General features: G+C 55.4%; 12 protein-coding genes. 7 read left to right on the top strand and 5 right to left on the bottom strand.

The window, feature by feature from the left end; translation table 11 throughout:
- Positions 1-112 precede the first annotated feature (112 nt).
- The 4 genes from BUB22_RS16135 (at position 113) to glmM (ending at position 5,285) form a co-directional block, all read left to right on the top strand.
- Positions 113-2,137, top strand: coding sequence for a fibrobacter succinogenes major paralogous domain-containing protein (locus BUB22_RS16135; protein WP_083535553.1), 2,025 nt, complete (start codon positions 113-115; stop codon positions 2,135-2,137).
- 78 nt (positions 2,138-2,215) lie between these two features.
- Positions 2,216-3,439 carry an alpha/beta hydrolase gene (locus BUB22_RS13710; protein ID WP_073116008.1) on the top strand — a complete coding sequence of 408 codons (1,224 nt, stop codon included), beginning with the start codon at positions 2,216-2,218 and terminating at the stop codon, positions 3,437-3,439.
- Positions 3,440-3,526: 87 nt separating this feature from the next.
- Positions 3,527-3,859, top strand: coding sequence for a cupin domain-containing protein (locus tag BUB22_RS13705; protein WP_073116006.1), 333 nt, complete (start codon positions 3,527-3,529; stop codon positions 3,857-3,859).
- Positions 3,860-3,944: 85 nt separating this feature from the next.
- Positions 3,945-5,285 (top strand): phosphoglucosamine mutase, encoded by a 1,341-nt coding sequence (gene glmM / locus BUB22_RS13700; RefSeq protein ID WP_073116004.1) that lies wholly within the window; start codon positions 3,945-3,947, stop codon positions 5,283-5,285.
- A 206-nt stretch (positions 5,286-5,491) separates the two neighbouring features.
- On the opposite strand, the gene BUB22_RS13695 is transcribed toward glmM, so the two are convergent.
- A complete protein-coding gene (locus BUB22_RS13695) occupies positions 5,492-7,177 on the bottom strand; it encodes a putative transporter (protein WP_073116002.1) in 1,686 nt (561 codons plus the stop codon).
- 3 nt (positions 7,178-7,180) lie between these two features.
- Positions 7,181-7,744 (bottom strand): FISUMP domain-containing protein, encoded by a 564-nt coding sequence (locus BUB22_RS13690; RefSeq protein ID WP_073116000.1) that lies wholly within the window; start codon positions 7,742-7,744, stop codon positions 7,181-7,183.
- Positions 7,745-7,881: 137 nt separating this feature from the next.
- Between BUB22_RS13690 and BUB22_RS13685 the strand changes: the two genes are divergently transcribed.
- On the top strand, positions 7,882-8,763 hold the full coding sequence (locus tag BUB22_RS13685; protein ID WP_072813335.1) for a LysR family transcriptional regulator: 882 nt from the start codon (positions 7,882-7,884) through the stop codon (positions 8,761-8,763).
- 15 nt (positions 8,764-8,778) lie between these two features.
- Here BUB22_RS13685 and BUB22_RS13680 read toward each other — a convergent pair whose 3' ends face one another.
- Genes BUB22_RS13680 through BUB22_RS13670 form a run of 3 tightly spaced genes read right to left on the bottom strand, consistent with a single transcriptional unit; the run spans position 8,779 to position 18,429 of the window.
- Positions 8,779-10,890: an ATP-dependent DNA helicase gene (locus BUB22_RS13680; RefSeq protein WP_073115998.1), complete on the bottom strand. Its 2,112-nt coding sequence runs from the start codon at positions 10,888-10,890 to the stop codon at positions 8,779-8,781.
- Between the two features lies 1 nt (position 10,891).
- Positions 10,892-14,665: a UvrD-helicase domain-containing protein gene (locus tag BUB22_RS13675; protein ID WP_073115996.1), complete on the bottom strand. Its 3,774-nt coding sequence runs from the start codon at positions 14,663-14,665 to the stop codon at positions 10,892-10,894.
- An 8-nt stretch (positions 14,666-14,673) separates the two neighbouring features.
- Positions 14,674-18,429: an exodeoxyribonuclease V subunit gamma gene (locus BUB22_RS13670; protein ID WP_073115994.1), complete on the bottom strand. Its 3,756-nt coding sequence runs from the start codon at positions 18,427-18,429 to the stop codon at positions 14,674-14,676.
- Between the two features lie 126 nt (positions 18,430-18,555).
- On the opposite strand from BUB22_RS13670, the gene BUB22_RS13665 reads away from it, so the two are divergent.
- Positions 18,556-19,539: a bile acid:sodium symporter family protein gene (locus BUB22_RS13665; RefSeq protein WP_073116027.1), complete on the top strand. Its 984-nt coding sequence runs from the start codon at positions 18,556-18,558 to the stop codon at positions 19,537-19,539.
- Positions 19,540-19,584: 45 nt separating this feature from the next.
- Positions 19,585-21,558: an FISUMP domain-containing protein gene (locus BUB22_RS13660; protein WP_139259013.1), complete on the top strand. Its 1,974-nt coding sequence runs from the start codon at positions 19,585-19,587 to the stop codon at positions 21,556-21,558.
- Positions 21,559-21,561: the final 3 nt, after the last annotated feature.

The raw sequence follows: 21,561 nt of genomic DNA, 5'->3' as shown, positions 1-21,561 counted from the left end.
TGGTCGTGCTAATTTTTGCTTGCTATCAAATCTTACGAAAAGCATTGACGAATGTTTTTTTTTTCTTACATTAAAAAGTAAGAAGATTCTAACCCCTAAAAAAGGAGATAGCATGACTATCAAAAAATGGACATACGCAGTTGGCTTCACGGCGGGATTGGCGCTTGTGGCCTGTTCAGGTGAAAACGGTACGGACGGTGCTCCGGGTGCAGACGGGGCCGATGGCACGAGCTGCGTTGCCGAGGCGCTCGAGGATGGTTCCGGCTTCGACATGATTTGCGGAGGCAAGAGTGTCGGTACCGTGAAGAACGGCGAAGACGGTGCTAACGGTAAAGATGGTACCAACGGCAAGAACGGAGCCGATGGTAAAAATGGCACCAATGGTACGAACGGCACCGACGGTAAGGATGGAACTTCTTGTGTTGTGAAGCCTTTCGATGGCGGTTTCAAGGTGCTTTGCGCCGGCGACTCCGTAGGCGTGCTCGTGAATGGCGTTGATGGCACTAATGGTAAGGATGGTACCAATGGAACGGACGGCACCAACGGTACAAACGGCAAGAGCGCCTACGAACTGGCTGTGGCGGCTGGGTTCGAAGGTACCGAGGCGGAATGGCTCGCCTCGCTGAAGGGTGCTGACGGCACGAACGGTACGAATGGCACGAATGGAACGGACGGCACCAACGGTACAAACGGCAAGAGCGCCTACGAACTGGCTGTCGAGGCCGGCTTCGAGGGTACTGAGGCGCAGTGGCTCGCCTCGCTGAAGGGTGCTGACGGCACGAACGGCACCAACGGAACGGACGGCACCAACGGTACAAACGGCAAGAGTGCCTACGAACTGGCTGTCGAGGCCGGCTTCGAGGGTACTGAGGCGCAGTGGCTCGCCTCGCTGAAGGGTGCTGACGGCACGAACGGCACCAACGGAACGGACGGCACCAACGGTACAAACGGCAAGAGCGCCTACGAACTGGCTGTCGAGGCCGGCTTCGAAGGAACCGAGGCGGAATGGCTCGCCTCGCTGAAGGGTGCTGACGGCACGAACGGTACGAATGGTACCAACGGAACGGACGGCACCAACGGTACAAACGGCAAGAGCGCTTACGAATTGGCTGTCGAGGCCGGCTTCGAGGGTACTGAGGCACAGTGGCTTGCTGCCCTGAAGGGTGACAAGGGCGATGCCGGTGATGATGGCGTGTCTTGCGTGTTGACGGACAACAACGACGGTACCGTGACGGTGACTTGCGGCGCAAGCTCTACGACGCTTTTCAAGGCTGTGTGCGGTACTACGGCATACGACCCTGCGGAACAGTTCTGCGCTGACGGATTGGTTTATGACCTGTGCGGCGACAAGGTTTTCGACCCGACAAAGCAGTTCTGCTTGGACGAGGTAGTCCTTGACCTGTGTGGGGAGGATACCTTTGACCCGGCCGAGAAATTCTGTTTTGAAAAGCAACTTTACGATTTCTGCGGTGGCGAAATATACAACCCCTCGAAACAATTCTGTGATACGCGTAAGGGAGGCCGAATTTACAAGTACGTGAAGATTGGCACCCAAACCTGGATGGCCGAGAACCTAAATTATGACCCGGGCCAGGGTGGTGCAGGTGCTACTGCATACGATTGGAGTTGGTGTGTCGATGATGACCCTGACAAATGTACCAAATATGGGCGTCTTTACACTTGGGCAGCGGCAATTGACTCGGTGAAGTTGGCGAATGATACTGAAAATCCGATGAACTGTGGTTACAATGCCATTTGGTGCGAAATTACCACAACTACGATTCAGGGTGTTTGTCCGGAAGGCTGGCACCTGCCATACCTTGAAGAGTGGAATACTTTGTTCACCGCAGTTGGCGGGTCATCGATTGCTGGTAAAAAAATCAAGTCCGTGACAGGCTGGGAGAAATATGGCGATATCACCAACGAGGACGCCTTCGGCTTCTCAGCGCTCCCTGCCGGCTACAGGAGTAACAGCAATAAATTCGACTACGAGGGCTCCCATGCGTCCTTCTGGAGTTTTGATGAGTACAATTCCTACTACGCGAACGACGTGTACATGGAATCCTCGATCGATAATGCGTATGAACAGCGCGTCTACAAGAACAGTGGACACTCTGTCCGTTGCGTCAGGAACTAGTTCCCTGATCTGAAGGCAAATCTAATTTCAAGGCGGACCGGTTAACCCCGGCCCGTCTTTTTTTATTTTTCCTGTACTATGGCAGAGAAAGAACGCGGTATTAAAAAAGTTGTTGGCCTGATTGGCGTTGCGTTGGCCGTAATTCTTGTGACCCTGTTCCATGTCGGGTTTGCCAGTGCCGTCGAGAAGGAGGAACGTTCGCTTGATTCCGGCATCAAGGTCGTGCCGAGTGCGGAGACTGTATGGAAGACTATCATGGACCGGTCCGTGGATAGCGTGCTGGGCGCGCCGTTCTTTCGGTATGCGATGCGCACGGATGCCGGTGGCGGAAAATCTTTTCGCTCGACGCTTGTAGGTTTTCCGCATAGCGGCAATGCTCGCGGAATTATCTTGTATGTACACGGGTACAACGACTATTTTTTCCAGAAGGAACTTGCCGAGAAGGCGGATTCGGCGGGATACGCCTTCTTTGCGATAGACCTGCACTATTGCGGGCGTTCGTTTTTGCCCGGTGATGCTCGTGGCGACATGCGGAACATGCGCGAGTTCTTCGCGGAACTTGACTATGCCGTGGAACTTGCCCGCGTCATAACGAAGGAGCGTGCGGAGAGTTTGGCCTTACTAAGTGAACGGGCTGATATCGCCGATACGACGGGTCGCGAGCGGAGACTCCTTGATGTGTCGCGGCGTGCGTATTCGCTCCCGATGGTCTTGATGGGGCATTCGCAGGGCGGCTTGCTGGCGGCATTCTATGCGGACCATCGTCCAGAAGAAAAATTTGCGGCACTTGTCCTGAACAGTCCGTTTTTCGATTTCAACTTCAATTGGCTCGTGCGCAACCTCGCGATTCCTGTCGTTTCGGAAATAGCGATGTACTTGCCCGATTTCTCGATAGGTTCGAGCGGGAACCCGAATTACGCTTATTCGCTCGACAAGAAATATTACGGCGAGTGGGAATACAATACGGAATGGAAAAGCGAAAGCCGTCCGGAACAGTTCCTGGGTTGGGTCCGCGCGATTCACAAGGCGCAACAGGAACTGCACAGGGGATTTCATATAAATTCACCGACGCTCGTGATGCACGGCGACTGCACCGAGAAGGGCGAGGAATGGTCCGAGAACTACATGCACTGCGACGGTGTGCTCGACGTGGAACATATCGAGAAGTGGGCACCGAAAGTCGGGCCGAACGTGAAGACGGAAACGATAGCGGGCGGCCTGCACGACTTGTTCCTCTCGCGCAAGGCGGTTCGTGACGAGGCGTACGCGAAGGCGTTCCGGTTTATCGACGAGAGCCTGTAATTATTCTATCTCAAGTTTTTAGCCTTGTAGAAACTGCGCACGAAAACTTTCTATTATTTGGCAGGAAAGTTTTAGCAAGGGCTCAAGATGATTATCGACCTGAAAGGCATGGAAACGACGGTGCTGCCGAACTTCAAGGGCGGCGAGAAGGAATACAAGGCAAAGATGTACTTTGACGGAACGACCCGCATTATGCACGGGACGCTCGAACAGGGCGCATCTATCGGCTACCACAAGCACGAGACCAACAGCGAAATCATGTTCTTCGTCGCGGGCAAGGGTAAGGTGCTCTTCGATGACGGCGTGGAATACGTGGAAGCGGGCCAGTGCCACTTTTGCCCGAAGGGCCACAGCCACAGTTTGATTAACGAGAGCGAGGAACCGCTTGTGTTCTACGCGTGCGTTCCGGAACTTGGATAATTAAGGTTTGAGATTGCCACGACCCCACTTCGGCAAGCTCAGTGGCCTTGGGCCACGCAACGATTAAAAAAACGGAGTATACAAGATGTCTAAACTGATGCGTTCTATTTCGGGTATCCGCGGTATCGTGGGCGATACCCTCACCCCGCAGGTTCTCAAGAGCCACGTGCGCGCCTTCCTCGAGATTACGAAGGCGAAGCGTGTGGTTATCGGGCGTGATAGCCGCCCCACGGGCGATGCCATCGTGCAGTTTGTCGCGGGCATATGCCGCCTTTCCGGCGTGGACGTGGTGGATGTTGGCCTTTCGACGACGCCCTCGGTGGAACTCTTGACGGTGCACTTCAAGGCGGATGCGGGTATCATCATTACCGCGAGCCACAACCCGCTCGAATGGAACGCGCTCAAGTTCCTCAACAGCAAGGGACTCTTCCTCGGGCCCGATGACGTGAAGAAGCTTTTCGAACTCGCCGATGCGGACAACTTCAGCTACCCCGACTACCGCACGATGGGCAAGTACGAGGTGGCGCCGGATGCCGACGGCATCCACATCGACGGCACGCTCAAGATTCCGTTCGTGGACGTGGAGGCGATTCGCGCGAAGAAGTTCAAGGTGGCCGTAGATGCCGTGAACGGTGCGGGCAGCTACATTGTGCCGCGCCTGCTGGAACAGCTCGGCTGCGAGGTGGTGCGCGTGCATTGCGAACCCGACGGCACGTTCCCGCGCGGTGCGGAACCGATTCCCGAGAACCTGGGCGACTTGCGTGACGCCGTGAAGAAGAACGGCTGCGCGCTCGGATTTGCGGTGGACCCGGATGCCGACCGCTGCGCCCTCGTGGACGGTTTAGGACAAAGTATCGGCGAGGAATACACGCTCGCGATTGCGACCGAAGAAGTACTGAGCCAGAAGAAGGGAAGCGTTTGCGTGAACCTTTCTACGAGCCGCATGAACGAAGATGTTGCCACGAAGTACGGCTGCGAATTCAGCCGCGCGAAGGTGGGCGAGATCAATGTGAGCCTGCAGATGATCGAGAAAGGCTGCATCATCGGCGGCGAGGGCAACGGCGGCGTGATTCTGCCGGCGCTCCACTACGGGCGCGATTCCCTGGTGGCGGCGGCGCTGGTGCTCAGCTGGATGGCGCACCATGACGGCGGCCCCGAGAAGTTTGTGGCTGAAAACCCCGCCTACGTGATGCCGAAGAAGAAGTTCGAACTCGGCGACAAGAAGGTGGCGGATATCCTCCCGAAGGTGAAAGCGGAATTTGCCGGCTGGAAGAGCGACGAGCGCGACGGCCTGTGGCTCGGGAGCGAAAAGTCCTGGGTGCACGTGCGTGCGAGCAATACAGAGCCGGTGATTCGCGTGATTGCGGAGGCACCGACTGCCGCAGAGGCCGAAGCCCTCTGCGCCAAAGTGGAAAAACTCATCTAACCGTCGCTATGCGGCGTTTCTCGCCCCCTCACGTACGACTAGTACGCTACGGGGGCTCGCGCCTTGCCTAGCTCGGTTATCTGAGTTTTTAGAAAATCGGTTGTTTATTTTTGTGAAAAGTGGCCGCTCGTTCGTTTTTAAACCAGAAATGAAAAAGCCCGCGGGAAAAATCCTGCGGGCATTTGTCTTTTTTTGGGGGGAATTTTTTACACTGCCGACATCAGCAGTATGGCGAGGACCTGGCCGCTCAATATGCGGAGCAGCATGGTGAGCGGGTAGACGGAGGCGTACCCGATGTTCACGGCTTCGCTGTCGGCCTGGCTGTTGGCGAAGGCGAGGGCGGGCGGGTCCGTGGTGGCACCTGCGAGCACACCGCAGAGCGAGAGGTAGTTCACCTTGAAGGCGAGGTGCCCGACGGTCGCGACGATGGCAAGCGGGATGAACGTGATGAGTGCGGCCAGCCCCATGTAGTAGACGCCGTCGCCGTTCAGGAGCACGTCGAAGAACTTGATGCCCGCATTGAGCCCCACGCAGCTGAGGAAGAGCGTGAGCCCGAATTCGCGGAGCATGAGGTTCGCGCTGTTCGCCATGAAGAAGTTGAGCGGGCCGATTTTGCGCTTGCGGCTCAGGAGGATTGCGACGATGAGCGGTCCGCCAGCAAGCCCGAGCTTGAGCGGCGTGGGCATTCCGGGGATGGCGATGGGGATGCTTCCGGCGATGACGCCGAGGAAAATCCCGAGGAACGCGGGCAGGATTTCGGGATGGTCGAGCGCGGTGAGCGAGTTCCCGAGTTCCTTGGCGGCGGCCTCGATACCTTCTTGCGTTCCGACGAGCATTAACTTGTCTGCAAACTTGATGCGGAGATCGAGGCGGCCGGTGAACTTGAAGCCGCTGCGGACAACGCGACTCACGTTGACGCCGTAGCGTTCGGCGAGGGCAAGCGCGCCGATGGTCTTGCCCAGCACCTTCTTGTTCGTGACAAGCACCGTCTTAACCAAGATGGCGCTCGTGCCATCTGCAGCGGTTTCCTTAGTAATTGGCTTCTCGAGGCGCCTGCCGATAATCTTTTCCATGCTGGCGACTGCATCGGGCATGCCCACGATATGCACCTTGTCACCTTCCTGCAATATGGTCTTCCCGTTCGGCGTGAAGATATCGCTGCCGCGCATCAGTCGCGTGACAACGACGCCGCTCGAAATCAGGTCCGGGATATCTTTCAGCATGGTTCCGAACAGATTCTGGTTATCAACAGTGAGGCTGCACGATTCGATTTCCTTGGTGCTCGCCGCGATATCTGCGGCGTAATCCTTGGCGGCCTTGTCCGGGTTCTGCCTGAAGACGATGCGCACGAGGAGCATCACGAGGATGATGCCGATGACGCCGAAGGGGTAGGCAACGGCGTACCCGATGCCCGTAAGGGAGGTGTCCACGCCGGCCGCGGCAAATGCGGAGTTCGCGGCTCCGAGAGAGGGCGTGTTCGTGACGGCGCCGCAGAGCATGCCGATGAGTACCGGCACGTTGCTGTGCATGTTGGTAAAGAAGTACAGGCAGAGCGTTACCACCACGCCGAGGAGCACGATGCTGGTCGAGAGCACGTTGAGCACGAGGCCGTGCCTGCGGATGGAATCCATGAATCCCGGGCCCACCTGCATGCCGATGGTGTACACGAAAAGTATCAGGCCGAATTCCTGGATAAAGTGCAGCACGTTGCCGTCGACGCGCAGGCCGATGTGCCCGAGGCCGATGCCCACGAAAAGTGCGCCTGCACCCCCGAGGCTTATTCCCTTGACCTTAACCTTGCCGAGCATGAGCCCGAGAGCCGCGGTAAGCGCGATGGCGATGACCTGTTGCGCGACGGAGGGTTTTGTGAATAAGTCGATTAGCCAGTTCATGGATTACTCTTTTACGCAGCGGACCGAGGCGAAGATGTTCTTGTTGAAGTGCTCGTAGGTGATGCTTGTATCCGTGGCGCGGACGAGGTAGGCCCTGGAATCGTCGTAGCTGTCGCTGGTCCAGAAGCTTGCGCTGGCGCCCTTGTCGGCGAACTTGCCGTCGAAATAGCGGAAGCCTGCGAATTTCATGCCGAAGGAGGCCTCTTCCTTGAGGGCGGAGGCGTTAGCGTTCCCGAAGGCCTCCTTGAAATCCTGCTGCGTGGGGAGCGCCCAGCCCTTGGGGCACAGGCCCGTGGTGGCGGCGTTCCATGTGTAGAGGCGGCCCATGGCTTCGCAGTTCGCATGGTCGTTCCCGTAGCAGATGCTGGAATCGGGGGTGTAGATGTCGATGTTTTCGGCCGTCCAGACCTTTCCGCCGATTTTCACTGTCTTGTATGCTTTTTCGGAGCAAGAGAGCGTGCCCGCGGATTCGTCGTAGGTGCAGGTGTTGGCCTGTTCGCAGGCGGTAAGGGCGAGGGCTGCCGTGGCGGCGAGCGTTGCGAGGGCTGTCTTTAAAATCCGATTCATAATAACTCCTTTTGATGCGGAATAATCCTGTTTTCGCATGCAAATTTAGAACCGTGAATTCATATTGTCTAATATATTATTTATATTCAATTCATCAATTTTTTTTATGGATTTGCAAAAGCCAAAGGAAAAACGCCATGGAATTGACCCACCTCAGGTACTTTTTGGAGGTCGCACGCACCGAACACATAACGCAGAGTGCGCGCAACCTGTGCATTGTCCAGCCCGCGCTGACGATGGCGATACACAAGCTGGAAGAAGAAATCGGGGTGCCGCTTTTCAAGTCGAGCGGGCGCAACATCAAGCTGACGGAATACGGGGCGCATTTCCTTTCGCGGGTGCAGCCCCTGTACGAGGAAATCGAGAGACTCCCGCAGGAACTGCGCAGCATGGCGAGCGACGATTCGGTAAAGATTCGCCTGAACGTGTTGGCGGCATCTTCGCTGATAACTTCTGCGGTGATTGCCTATAAGCGCCTGCACCCCGAAATAAACTTCGACCTGACGCAGAACGAGTCGTCGAGCCTGTACGACGTGGGCGTGTTCACGTATGCCGATGCGGGCAAGGTCAAGCCGGACGACGATGAGGTTGCCCGCTTTGACGAGGAGATATTCCTTGCCGTGCCGAACATGGAACAGTACAGGAAAGTGGACCGCATATCGCTCCGCCAGATGGAAGGCGAGAAATTCATCGGGCTTGCGGGTACCAAGCAGCTACGCAGCATCTGCAACGAGTTCTGCAGGGGGCTCGGGGTGCGTACCGACATCTCGTTTGAGAGCGACAATACATCGGCCATCAAGGATGCGGTTGCCGCGGGAATCGGCGTGTGCTTCTGGCCCGAATTCACGTGGGGCCGTGTCGAGAGGCGCAAGATTCGCCTGCTCAGGATTGTGGATGCCCCGTTTAGGCGCGACCTGCTGGTGACGCTGCGCAGGAACAAGGCGGACAACCGCAATACGGAAAACTTCTACAGGTTCCTTGTGGTGTACCTGCGCAAGCATTTCCGCAGGCACCGGTAAACGGCGCCGTTCCCGTTACAACTCAATTCCCGTGTCGCGCTCGATGACCGTCTCGCAGGCGGCCTTGAAGGTTTCGGGAGTCGCGATGATGGTCACGGACTGCTTGGCGCGCGTGATGCCCGTGTAGAGAATCTGGTTGTTCAGGAGCGGGTGGCCTTCCTGCTTGGGGAGGAACATCGTCACGTGATCGTACTCGGAGCCTTGCGACTTGTGAATAGTAATCGCGAAGGCGGGCTCGATGGCTTCGGTCGGGAACCAGGAAAGCGGGTAGAATACAAAACCCGTTTCGTTCTCGCTCGCCTTCTTGAGCATGATGTACGGTGTGGAATCCTTGTACACCACGATACCCGTGTCGCCGTTGTACAGCTTGTACATTGCCTGGTTCTGGGTAATCATCAGGAGTTCTCCCGGGAAATAGCGGTCGGTGAATTTCTTGGCGCCGTAATCCCGGATGAGTTTGCCCGCAGACTTGTTAATTTGTTCTACACCGTAGATTCCGCGGCGTTCTGCCGAGAGGATTCTCTTTTTAAGCGAGAGTTCCCAAATTGCCTCGCACTTGTCCTTGTCCGGATTTTCCGGATCGATTTCGAGAGCCATCTGCGGAAGTTTATAGAAATCGCCAATCCAGGAATGCAGAATCTTTTCGAGCGTTTCGGTTTCTTGCTTCTTGGTTTGCGTGCCTGCGGGGAGCGAGTAGTAGAATACCGCATCCTTCGGGAGGTTCTCGCTTTGCGCGGGAACTTCCGTGCCGGAGTTTTTCGCGGGAGCGTCCGGCGCTACGGTGCTATCAAGCGCCGGATGCGGAGTGAACCTGTGGACGGGAGCGGTGGCGTTCTTGTCTTCGGCGCAAGCCTTGATTGCTTTTGCGAGGTTCCCGATGACGGAATCGTCGGTAAAGCGGTTCGACCTTGTGAGCCTGACGGTGAAATCCTTCTTTGACTTGGGCTTGAGAATTTCGCCCAGCACGGCGCCCGCGTCTACGGAAGGCAACTGGTACGGGTCACCGAGAATGAATATCTTCGCCCCTTCGGGAATTGCCTGCAGGAGCGATGCGAACAGGTTGATATCGATCATGCTCGCTTCGTCAATCACGAAGATGGATTTTTCGGAGAACTGTTCCTTCGCGTTGAAGGAGAATCCGTTGTTGCTCCTGGAATACTTGAGCAGGCGATGGATGGTGGAACCTTCGAGATCCTTGAGCTTCTTGTAGACTCTTGATTCCTTCTTCTCGGCGGTGTTGCCCGAACCGGTCTCGTACTTGAATTCATCCCTTATGCCCTTGAGCCCGTTCTGCAGGCTTTCTTGCATGCGGTCGGCAGCCTTGCCGCTGGGTGCCGCGAGGTAGATGGAACAGCAGCATGTTTCGTCGTTGGGAGTCTTCAGGTCGCCCTGGGTCAGGAGGCTCCACAGGATGTAAAGCACGACAGTTGTCTTGCCGGTGCCGGGCCCGCCCGTGATGATGAGGTTTTCGCGCTGCCCGCGGATTACGGCCTGCGCCTGTTCTGCGTTCAGTTCGAGCGGATGGACTTGCCCGCCCTTCTTGTACGTGGCGATGCCTGCAATCTTTTTCTGGATGCTTTCGATATCCGCCTCGCTCGGCAATTTGTCGCTGCCGTCCTTGAAGAGCGTGCCGGCGTATTTCTCGATGAGGATTTTTGCCCGGAAAAGCCTGTCGAGGTACAGGTAGGGAAGTTCGCCCGCGACGCGTGTCAGTATGAGCGGGGTGGATATGGCGCCTTCGCTGACTTCGCTTGTCTCGAGAGTAGAAATGATGCTTGTAAATTTGCTGGCGCAGTTGTGGAGAATGTCCTCTACACCCGTACTGATAATTTGTTCAAAATCGTCAATTCCGTCTGTGGAAGTGGCCGCGTTGCCGGCAGTTTCCTTCAGGAGGAGCAATCCATTCCACTTGCGCGTCCAGCGTTTTGAAAATTCGCCTGCATCTAGCGGCACACGCGTGTTGCCGTCGTCCCAGAGCGAAAAGCAGAGGCACAGGAATTTCTGTGTGGATTCACTGATGTCGGGCTGCATCCGGATTAGTGCGTGAAGGAGGTGCTTGTCGAGTTCGGCGATGCCGCGCATATCCTTGAGCGTGCCAAAGAACGTATCTATCATCTTTGTGTCCATATTAGTTTTCTCCCTCGTCCTTCTTTTTCTTGCTCATCAGCTTCTTGACTTCTCCGTATGCCTCTTCGAGGGATGCGTAATCCTTCCAGGTGTGCGCGTAGATTCCCTTGCCCGTGGCACCGTCCGTACCGCGGAGGAACGCGTAGTAAATACCGCCGAAGTGCTGCTCGAAAATCTGCTGTTCGTCGAGGCCTTCGCCCGATCCGTCGGCGCGCTTGCTGTAGAACTGCTTGAGCCACTGGATAAGGCAGTAACTGTAGAGCACCCGCTGGACGGAATAGTCCTCGTCCACCTTTTTCTTGATTTCCGCGTCGCCGTAGTTTTCGAGCGAGTCCGATTTCCAGTCAAGGATGGAGTAACGTTTTTGCTTGTTGACTTCGCGCACGAAAAGCAGATCGATGAAACCCTTGCACACGCGGTGCAGAATCGTAAGCGCCTCGGTTTCTGCAGGGGGCGCGTCCGTGCCGGTATCCGCCGGGTTCCCGGCATAGGCGTTCATGCCGAACTGCACTTCGGGCTTGTGGTCGTTTAGGGGGAGTTCTACCAGCCTGAAGGTTGCGTCGCGGTGGATTTCTGCACCCTCGATTACGGGGAGGCTTGCGTGCAGCGTGTTCCACACGAGGCGCGCGGTGATTTCGGTCCATTCCTTCTTGTGGGCGGCTATCGGGAGCGACTGCGCCTTGAATTCTTCCTCGATGACGTTCTCGAGTTCTGATGTTTCGATATTCGGGGTGTGCCCGAGCGCATCTTCGAGGGACTTGAACCTTTCCCCGAATGCCTTGAAGCGCATACGTTCGAGAATGTTGTGGAGCGCGTCGCCCACCTTTGTCCCGCGCGGGTAGTTTTCCATTCCCGGTACGGGGATTTCTTCTGCCGTAGATTCGCCTTCCTTTTCGGTACGGCTGTCGTCGGCTTCGGCAATGGGCGTCTCGGCTCGGCCGGAAAGCGAGGAGTATGAATACTGCATTATGCTTGCGCTTGCGACCTTCCCCTGCAGGGAAGCGATTTCCACCTTCTGTTCCGTGATGGCCTTGTCGAGGTCGACCGTATTACTGTTTGCCTCGTTTGTCCTGGCGAGAATGTCCTTGACGAGGTTCGCTTTCTCGGCGATGCCTTCCTGTGCGGTGACCCACTGGTCTTTTTTCAGCAGGCTGTCGTACAGATCCGTGCTGTTTTCGGCAAAGTTCTCAAGGGCATCCATCAGGAAGTGGACATGCTTGAAGTGTCCGCTTTTTTCACCACCGGATTTGTACCACACGTCGTAACGCGGGATAAGCAACAGCGAAGAAGCGCGTGTGAAGTCCACGTAGAACAGGCGTTTCCATTCTTCCATCTCTTCGCGCTGGCGGCATTCCTTCGCCGTGTCGCCAAAGCCGAGGTGCAGCGAGTCGTCTTTGCCGTGGGTGATGTAGGGCGGCTTGGAATTAGGCAACTGCTTGAAGCCCGCGACCGAAATGACTACCGGGAATTCGAGCCCCTTGGACGCGTGGATGGTCATTACCTGCACGGCGTTGAAGTCGCTGCCCTTTTCGACCAGGTCGCCGTTCTCGTCGTCGGCAGATTCCTCGTAGCGGGCGAGCCCCTGCAGGTGGCGGATAAGGTCGTTGAGCGAGCACCTGTGATTGTACAGATAGTCGATGGCGTAGTTGCCGATTTGGCGCAGGCGGGCCATGCTCTGCAACCGGGAAACATCCATCAGGCGGTATTCTATTTGCGTGTCGTCGTAGATGCGTTCCAGCATTTCGGCGTAACGGCGTTTCAGCGCGAGGGTCCTCCAGGAGGCAATCTGCAGGCGTTCCGGGTTGTTCGGGTCGTCAAATTCCTTGCTTTCGGCGTAGTGCAGTTCCTCGAGGCCGCTGGACTGTTCCGAGCCGCGGGTGGCGCGTTCCCTTTCGGCGACGACATCCTTGAAGAAGTCGGTAATGAGCACTTCGCTGAGCAGCTGCCTGTTCCATGAAGAAAAATCGGGGGCGTTTATCGCACGGAAGAGCGAAATCCATTCGGCGCATTCCCTGCTGCGGAACAGGTTCGTCTCCTTGTATTGCGTGTAGGGTACGCCCACGCTCCGCATGATGCTTTCGATGTTTTCCATCTCGCTGCGGGATTTTGCGAGAATGGCGAAATCCTTGAACGTCACGTTCTTGAGTACCGAATCGTGACCGGGTTTGCCGTAATCCTTGTCGAACACCTGGAGGCGCGTCGTCTTGCCGTCTTCGCGGAAGGAACACCAGTCGATAATATGCGCGACTGCCGTTGCGGCGAAACTGTCTGCCGAGATGTCCTTCTCGCTGAGCCAGATGGAGCGGACTTCGTTGCCGTCGATTTCGGGCGCCTTCTTCTTCTGGCCTGCGTTCTCGCCTTCGGGAGGGTATGAATCCGTAAACTTCACGAGTTCGGGCATCCCTTCTGCGGGGGCGAAATAATTGCCGGAAAATAGCGCGTTGCAGCCGTTGATAATCCCGTCCGTGGAGCGGAAGTTGTGCACGAGGTCAATTTTCTTGCCGATTTCGCCTGTCGCCTTCTTGTACACGTTCACGTCGGCGCCCTGGAAACTGTAGATGGACTGCTTGGGGTCGCCTACCACGAAGTTCTGGAACACATTGCTGAAGATATCCCACTGCAGTTGGTTCGTGTCCTGGAATTCGTCGATGATGGCGTAGGTGTACTGCGCGCTGAGGCGTTCCTTGAGCGCACTGCCGGGCTCCATGACGGCCTTGTGGACCGAAAGAATCATGTCGTTGAACGACTGCAACTTGTTTTCGGCCTTGTATGCCTGCCATGCGTCGAAAAGTTGCGGCGTATGGGCGATAAGGAACTTGTGGAGCTTGACCTTTTCAACCTTCTTGTCGATGTCGGAAAGGAATCCCTTGAGTTCCTTTAGGTAGCAAAAAGACGCATACATATCCTTGGGCCAGTCTTCTTGCGGGCATTTCCCGTCTTTGAACGAACCGTCGTATAACGGAGAACCCTTTTTCCATTTCTTTAGACTGCTGAGAAATTCAGGAATCGGCCCCGTGTTTTTCTTTGTGAAGAATTTGTCCGTGTTCGCTTCAAAATTTTCAAGATGGCCTTCCAGATGAAGGGTAGACACGAGTTCTTCGAAATTCTTCGCCTGCGCAATCTTTTGCAGTTCTTCCAGCGACAGCGCTTTTTCGCCCAGCTTGGGCATTTCGACTTCGTCAATCGTGACGATTTCCTTGCCGCTTGCGTCGACTCCCTTGTACATATCGACAGCCTTGATGAAATAGCTTTTCAGGTTCTCGATAAGGCTGGAGGTGCTTTCGGCTTCTCTCAGCAGGGCGATGAATTCGTCATCCTCGATCCACTTGTCGCGAATGTACTGGTCCACCATGTCCTCGACGGCGGAATCATCGACCATCGCCATGTCGAACGGTCTGCCTGCATCGTAGGCGTACTCCTTGAGCGCCTTCTGGCAGAAGGAATGGATGGTGAATATCGCCGCGTTGTCCACATCCTGATAGGCCTTGCGGAAATTCGCCATCTGTTCGGGCGAAAGTTCGGGTTCGCTCTTGTCGATTCTGCCCTTTTGCAGGACCTCGTCGATTTTCTTGCGGATACGGTCCTTCAGTTCGCCTGCCGCCTTTTCGGTGTAGGTCACGATCAGGATTTTCTTGAGCGGAGTGCCCTCGGCAAGCATGCGCGCGACTATCAGCTGGATAGTGTATGTCTTGCCGGTGCCTGCGGAAGCCTCGATGTAGATGCTCTTGGAAGGAGTGAACTTGTTTATCTTGAATTCATTGATTTCTTCTGACATACTCGCCTCTACTCCTTTGCCTTGCCTTTCTTTGCCGTAGTCTTCTTGGCGGCGGTTTTAGCCGTAGCCGCCTTGCCTGTTTCAGCCTTCTTTGTTGTCGCCGCGCTGTTCTGCTCTTTAGGCTTCGCGTACTTCTTGATGGCGATGAGCCTGTTCATTTTATCGGTCGCCTCGTCCCATTCGCTTGCGAAATTATCGGGAGAGAATCCGACATCGGTCAAGGGGTTGAAAAGGCTCTTCTTGTCGAAAAATGCCCATGAATCGCTCAGAAGCTTTTCGGCGTAGCTGAAGATATTCTTTTCCTTGAGTTCGCCGATGAGGTCGGCAGGGACTGCCTTGCTGAACGGCATGGATTTTGTCGCCTCGTCACCGAATGCGGTGGCGTATATGGTCTCGATTTTCTTGCGGGCGTCTGCGGGAGTCATGATTACGCTCGTCTTTGCGGGGCCGCTCATTTCCTTGTCGCAGGAATAGATGGAAACGCCGATTGTCTGTGGTGTATTTTCAAGTTCGGGTTTGGCGGAGCCTTTGTACGCAATGACGGCAAGCGCCTTGATATAGGGGGACATGTACTTGTCGAAGGAAATTTTTTCGTTCTTGCTGCTAGTCGAGCTGACCTCGATTATTTCCGTCACGTCTTCGATTTTCTTTGCGTTGCTCCAGTCCAGCTTGCCGGAGAGGAGCCACTGGGAACCGTCGGTACGTGCGAATTGCAAATCCTGGATTTTCTGGCCGTACGACCAGTTTGCCTGAATGTCCTGCACGAGGCCGGGCGCCTCGGCAGTGCCGCCCATCTGGGTGTGAATCAGCTTCTTCTTGGCGTCGATGGTTTGCCACTGGATTGCCCCGAATTCGCCGTTAGGCGTCTTTCCCTTCAGTTCGAGGTCTTTCTTGAAGTTTTCGAGTTCTTCCGATTCTCCCGAAAGTTCGGCGGCCAGCGCCTTCTTCAGCACAATGCTTGTATCCAGATGGTCGAAATATACGGGCTCGAAAAGTTCCTTCTCGACATCCTCGTCATCTTCGTCAATCAGCATGAGCGAGATGCGGAACTGGAACGGGTCTTTCAGGAAGCTTGCGAGCGTGTAGAAGCCGACCCTTTCCGGAATACGCACCAGGTATTCCTTCAGCTTGTTTCTGTCCAGCTTTCCGAGCCTTTCCCTGCGACGGCTCCTGATTTTTTCCTGGTGTTCTTCTTCGGAGAGGCGCATCCATTCGTACGCTTCCTTGTTGCGCAGGCTCTTGGGCGTGAACAGTTCGGTTACATCGCGCGTCTCGTCGAGCTTAATCTCCGTTTCCTTCCATTCCACGGCGATGAATTTTCGCAGGTCGTTTACCACCGACGACGGGTACAGTTCCGCATCCTTCTTGATATCCTTGTTCACGTAGCTCAGGTGGAAACCTTCCCCCGTGCTCATGAGCTGGCACAGGAACGCATAGCGGTTCTTGAGTACGGGCGAATCGTCACCGGGCCAGGGCCTGCAGGATTTGCGCAGGTCGAGCGTATTGTGCTGTTTTGCCCCCGGGAACGACATCGCGTCGGCGCCGATAAAGAACAGGTGCTTTACGGGGAGAGTGCGGTTCGGGGCGAACTTCATGAAGGTAATCCCGTTCACGAAAATGTTCCCGCAACTGTATTCGGTTCCCTGTGCGGCGGTAAGGAGGGTCTGTTCCACGATTTTCATCGAGATTTCGTTCTGGCCGGCCGCATTCTGCCAGCCGAGAAGCGCAATCGCATCGGCGACGCGCCTGTAGACGATGGTTTCACTCTTGAGTGCATCGGGAACGTGCGGCATGGCAATCCACTTGTCGAGATGTTCCGCGAGCTTTTCCAGGTCGTTGCACTTGTTCTTGCCGAATTCCACCCAATCCTCGAGCGTTTCGATGCAGTCGATAAACTTGCAGAGCGATGCCTTGTCGGAGCAGGCCATGTCGGAGAATGGCCGGAGCGTATCGCCGTCGAACTTGACGTCGTATGTCGTCATCTGGGCCATCAGCAGGCGGTTCTTGACCTTGTCCCAGTCATCCTGCTTGTCGCGGGGGCGGAACGTATTCGTTTCGGATACCCAGTTCTGCCAGGCGTCCACCTCCTCGTTGGTAATCTTGCGGACCGCCTGCACAACGGGATTACGGACCAGCGCAAAGAAGTCGGGCCTGGAAATCCCCTTCTGGTCAAGGACGGTAAACAGGCTCGCGAGTGCATTTTCGGTCAGGGAACTCCTTGCGGGCGAATCAACTATCGAGAACGGGATGCGCATCTTTTCGCTCTGGTCGAACACCATGTTGATTGCCGTGCGGTAATCGTCGAGGCAGGGCGATACCACCAGGATATCCTCGACGCGTGCGCCCTTCCTGAGCAGCTTGCAGATTTGGGTGTGCAGGTTCTCGATCTCGCGAATTCGGGTCGGTGCCGCGGTCACGTCGAGGGAACCGTCGCCTACGCAGGATTCGAGACCGTCCATGTTGTTTTCGCGATGTGCGACGGCGTACTGTACCTTGTGCAGGAGGGAGTCTTGCGGCAATTCGATTTCGCGCCCCTCCCTGTCAAAAATCCCGTTGAAATCGAAATCGTAGTTGGTCGCCTGGCACCAGAGTTTTATATTGTCGCGTCCGGAACGGCCCCAGTTTACGAGCAGGTCGTTTTCTGCAGGTTGCGCTGCAGGTTGCGTGCCGTTGCCAGCGTATTCAGAGATATCCTCGATGTCCGTCGTCGGGTCGCCGGATTCGGGATTTCCCGTTTCCATGATTTTCATCTTGTCCTTGATGTGCGCGGCATCGCCGGTACCCGATTTCCATTCACCGGTCTTGGAAACTTCCCAATTCCTGCAAATCTTCTCGGGGGCGGTAAACGCGTCTTCCCAGAATTCCATACACGGATTCTGGATGAACGCGTACACGTCGTGCTCGCTGGCATATTTCTGCAATATGACGCGGTAGAACTGCCCCATGCCCGAAAGCCCGAAAATAAAGACGGGAAGTGCCTTGCCGTTGCTGCCGTGCGGAAGTTTTTCTTCGTTGAATTTACCGTTTTCAAGTGCCTCGAAGAGGTACGGGATGGTGAGGTAGTTCCGATTTTCGTGCAATTTCTGGGACATTTCCTTGAAAGCTCGGGTCAACAGCGATTCATTGTCGCCCTGCTTGTGGAAAATGGCCGAATACAGCTTTTGCTGCCATGCCTCGCGCCCCGCGAGCTTGCCGTTGAAATTTGCAAAGAACGGCTGCAGTTTTCCCGCTTTCCAGTGGTCGAGAATGCCATCTACATCGCCATTCGCGTTTTTTGCGAAACCGCTCGGGCGGCTCGTCTCGTATTCCAGGAAGAGGGATGCCATCTTCAGGGCAAAATCGAACAGGTGGTTTTCGTCAAGTCCTCCCTCCGGGTCGTTCGCGTTCGTGAGGTAGCGGGTCACTTCGTCGTCGATGCGCTTGTAGTTCGGGATACCGTCCGTTTCGCTCGTCAGGTAGGCGAGAATCACGTTCATCAGGATATCCGCCGAGAGCTTGCAGAGGCGGGTTGTTTTGTTTTCTTTTCCCTTGACTACACCTTCCCCCACCAGAATATCAAACAGGAACCTGTCAATGGTGCTCTTGTTCAGGTTGGCGAGCACACCCTTCTTCTTCATCCAGCGCAGGCGAAACCACTGCTCGAGTTTCGGGTCCGGGAATATCACGACCGGGGCGTTGAACGGGTCGGTCCAGGCGGCAGTGAGGGCTTCGATCATCTCGTCGGCGAGATGCTCCAGATTCAATGCAAATTTAAGATGTAGCATAGGCTTAATATACTCAAAAAAAATGTCAGTAAAATGACAATTCGAAATTTCTTTTATTATATCGTCAATTGGCACGGTTTTGTAAAATGGGGGGCCACGGACCCGCTACAATGCTATATTTTGCGCATGCTCAAGATTATCAAGGCTATCAGCCGTTTCCTTTCTACCTATACATCTCTGGTCGTCATCGGCGCCGCGGTGGTCGCCTTTTTCCTCCCGGTCGCGTTCGGCTGGGTGCACGGCAACACGAGTTCCATCATCCTGGGCATCATCATGCTCAGCATGGGCCTCACCATCACCGTCGACGACGTGAAGAACCTCATGAAGCAGCCGCTCCACATTCTGCTCGGGGCGTGCGCGCAGTACACCATCATGCCGCTGGTGGCCTTCATCCTCACCAAGGTTTTCAGGCTCGACCCGTACCTGGCCGTGGGCATCATTCTCGTGGGTTGCTGCCCGGGTGGCGTCTCGAGCAACGTGATGAGCTTCCTTGCCAAGGGGGACGTGACGTATTCCGTGAGCATGACGATGGTCTCGACTTTGCTTGCCCCCCTCATGACCCCGCTGCTCGTGCTCTGGCTTGCCGATACGAGCATTGACGTGAACGCGAAGGGGATGTTCCTGAATATCCTGTACGTGACGGTTGCGCCGATTCTGGTTGGCTTTATTTGCAACTATTTCCTGGGCAAGAACCCGGTGTTCAAGGAAGTGCGTGCGAATATGCCTGCGGTTAGCGTGATTGGCCTTGCGCTGATTGTGGGCGGTGTCATCGTGACGGTGCGCCCGCACCTGCTTACGAACGGGCTTTCGCTGTTGTTCCTCGTGCTTGCGGTGGTGTTTTTCCACAACGGGCTCGGCTACGTGCTGGGCTATACCGTCGGGCGCATCTTCAAGTTCAATACCGCAAAGAAGCGCACTATCGCTATCGAGGTGGGCGTGCAGAATGCGGGCATGGCGACCGTGCTTGCGGCTGCCTTCTTCGCGAACCCCGAGAACGTGGCGGCCCACCCGGAGGCTGCGATTTGCGTGGTCCCGTGTGCCATCAGCTGCGCGTACCATTCCATAAGCGGCACGATTGTCGCGGAGTTCTTTGCGCGCCGTGACCGGTAAATTATTTATTATTGTGTTATAATAAGTAGGAGGAAACTTCGGGTTATGAAAAAACAATTGTTCCTGCAGGTTCTTGTATTGGCGTTCCTGTTCGTCATGGCTTCCTGTGGTGACGACGATTCTGGCTTTATCGCCCGTGGCGACGGTTCCTCCCTGGAAGACGATTCGAGCGATTCCGAAGGTGACGAGGATTCTGCTGATTCCAAGAGTGGTTCCAGTTCCAGCAAGAAAGGCTCAAGTTCCAGCGGCAAAGGGTCTTCGTCCGGTTATTCGTCCTCCCGCTCGTCCAGTTCTTCGAGTGTACGCAGTTCCTCTTCCGTGAAATCCTCCAGTTCTTCGCTGGCAAGCTCATCTTCCATCGCTTACGAGGACATTCCCGGGAAGGCGATTGCGGGCGTGTACCAAGGCTTTGTCGGGCATGTGGTAATGCCTACCATCGAAGTACGTGCGCTGACAAGCAAACTGGAATATGTGGATTCTACGGTTTCGTACGCGGGAAAGATTGACTCTATTGGGTACCGGTTCAGTGTCCGGGGGCTCCCCGAAGATATCGAGTACGCCGAGATACACGTTAGGGTGAATGACGGCACGAACTCTACGATAAGGTACTACGTAGACGAGTATGCGGTTGTCAACCTGAAGGGGGTGGATTCCCTGTATGTGAATTCGGCGATGAACTTTATCTACAAGAGGGTAAAGTACCTGGTGCGCGAAAAAGGCTTGTCGTTTGACGAAGCCAAGGCGCAGGCGGAAAGCGACTTGCGAAAGGCCTTCTATGTCGAAGAGGCCTTCCATGACCTGGAAAGAATTGATGTGCTGCATGACGAGACGGAAGGTGGGTACTGGGCGGCGACAATTGCAACGACGGAATCCATCTCTTGGTTGGGTAATGCGTTGCGGACTGATTTCTGGTCGGATGCCTTTGTTACAGACGGTACGCTCAACCTGGGGGATGAACTTGCTTCCGGGCTGGCCAGCACGTTCTACAACTGTGTCGGTCTCGCTTGCTTGGGGGACGTCTATTCTAGGCATGCGAACCGTGACCCCATAAGGGTGAACCTGATAAAGTTCTTCGATACGGTCAGTGGGCGCGGTGCCTGTACTTCGGACCGTGCAGGGGATGTCTTCAGGGTCGCGTCCGATACTTCCGCATCGGGTTTCTATACCTGCGATGGAAAGGAGTGGGACCGTTCTACCGTTATGGATAGGGATATGTACAAGTTGGATTTTCCGGTCTGCGGAACTACGGAAAAGACGGTCATTGGCGCCTCTAAGTTTGAATACTATTGCAATGGGAAGGGAACGTGGATTGAGGCTCGCCCTTGGTCGGTTGATGTCCCTGTAAAGTTCCGGCTCAATCCGGATATTGACTACGGGACAATGATTGACCCGCGCGATGGACAGACGTACGCGACTGTGAAAATAGGGAACAAGGTATGGATGGCACAGAACCTGAACTTCAAGGGCTACAAGAACAAGGCCGACGAGGACAGTACGCTTATGGCCAACCTGAGCGGAGGCCACATCTGCAATAGCAAGAAGGAAGCGCATTGCGATGTGTGCGGAAGGCTGTACGACTGGGCTGCCGTCATGAACCTCAACGAATCCATGGATTCCGTCACGGCGAAGGCGATGATTGTAGACCCGCACCAGGGCATTTGTCCCGATGGTTGGCACATCCCCAGTACGGATGAATTTGAGCATATCATTACGGAATACTATAGCAGCAACACGGACAAGACTGCCGATATGCTGAGGTCTAGGCAGGGCTGGGGCAAGTCGGTCCCAGACAAGGACCCGGTAGGTTTTTCGGCGTTGCCCTGCGGCATATACTTTAATTCCTTGAACATGGGATGGGCTTTTGATGATTGGGGATCTGAGGCGTATTTTGCTGCCACGCCAAGATACCATTTACACACTGAAATTACCATGAGCGCGAGCTTTACGGGCATTGGAAGTTACGACAACAGTTCCCGGCATAGGCATAACTCTGTTCGATGCGTAAAGAACGACGACTAGATA

Source organism: Fibrobacter sp. UWCM, from assembly GCF_900129735.1.
Classification (GTDB): Bacteria; Fibrobacterota; Fibrobacteria; order Fibrobacterales; family Fibrobacteraceae; genus Fibrobacter.
Note: the sequence above shows the minus strand (reverse complement) of the source record. Positions and strands in the feature narration are given on the sequence as shown.